Here is a 976-nt window from a genome sequence, read left to right as displayed (position 1 = left end):
ACATCTGCCTGGAGGCCGGCGTCAATTTGTTCGACACCGCCGACGTCTATTCGAACGGCGCCTCGGAAGAGGTGCTTGGCGAAGCCATAAAAGGCCGCCGCGATGCCGTCCTGATATCGACCAAGACCGCGCTGCCGATGGGCGACGGACCGGCTGACTATGGCTCTTCCCGGTCGCGGTTGATCAAGTCGGTGGACGCCGCGCTGAAGCGCCTCGGCACTGACTATATCGACCTGTTGCAGCTGCACGCTTTCGATGCCGGGACGCCGATCGAGGAGGTCTTGTCGACGCTGGACGAACTCGTGCGCGCCGGCAAGCTGCGCTATGTCGGCGTCTCCAATTTCTCCGGCTGGCAAGTGATGAAGTCGCTGGCGCAAGCCGACAGCCAAGGCTATCCGCGCTATGTCGCCCATCAGGTCTACTACTCGCTGGTCGGCCGCGACTACGAATGGGAGCTGATGCCGCTTGGTCTCGACCAGGGCGTCGGCGCGCTGGTGTGGAGCCCGCTTGGCTGGGGCCGCCTGACCGGCAAGATCCGCCGTGGCCAGCCCTTGCCGGAACAGAGCCGGCTGCACGACACGGCAAGCTTCGGACCGCCGGTCGAGGACGCGCATCTCTACCGGGTTATGGATGCGCTCGATGCGGTGGCTCAGGAAACCGGCAAGACCGTGCCGCAGATCGCCATCAACTGGCTGCTGCAGCGCCCGACCGTGTCGTCGGTCATCATCGGCGCCCGCAACGAGGAACAGCTTCGCCAGAACCTCGGCGCCGTTGGCTGGACCTTGACGCCGGAGCAGATGAAAAAACTCGACGCGGCGAGCGAGGTCACCGCGCCCTACCCGTACTTCCCGTATCGGCGGCAGGAAGGCTTTGCTCGACTGAGCCCGCCGGCGGTGTGAGCGCATCGGGTCGTCATGGCGCAAGGTTCGCGGGCCAGCGCCCCCCTCTGGCCTGCCGGCCATCTCCCCCTCAAGGG

1 protein-coding gene is annotated in these 976 nt (G+C 65.8%); it reads left to right on the top strand.

Features of this window, described 5'->3' with window-relative positions; all coding sequences use genetic code 11:
• The coding region (locus EOD15_RS34800; protein ID WP_148129834.1) for an aldo/keto reductase at window positions 1-899 on the top strand (899 nt) is incomplete at its 5' end.
• Window positions 900-976: the final 77 nt, after the last annotated feature.

It is taken from the genome of Mesorhizobium sp. M7A.T.Ca.US.000.02.2.1, assembly GCF_003996995.1.
GTDB lineage: Bacteria > Pseudomonadota > Alphaproteobacteria > Rhizobiales > Rhizobiaceae > Mesorhizobium.
The sequence above is the reverse complement of the archived record's forward strand: the minus strand, read 5'-3'. Positions and strand labels throughout refer to the sequence as shown.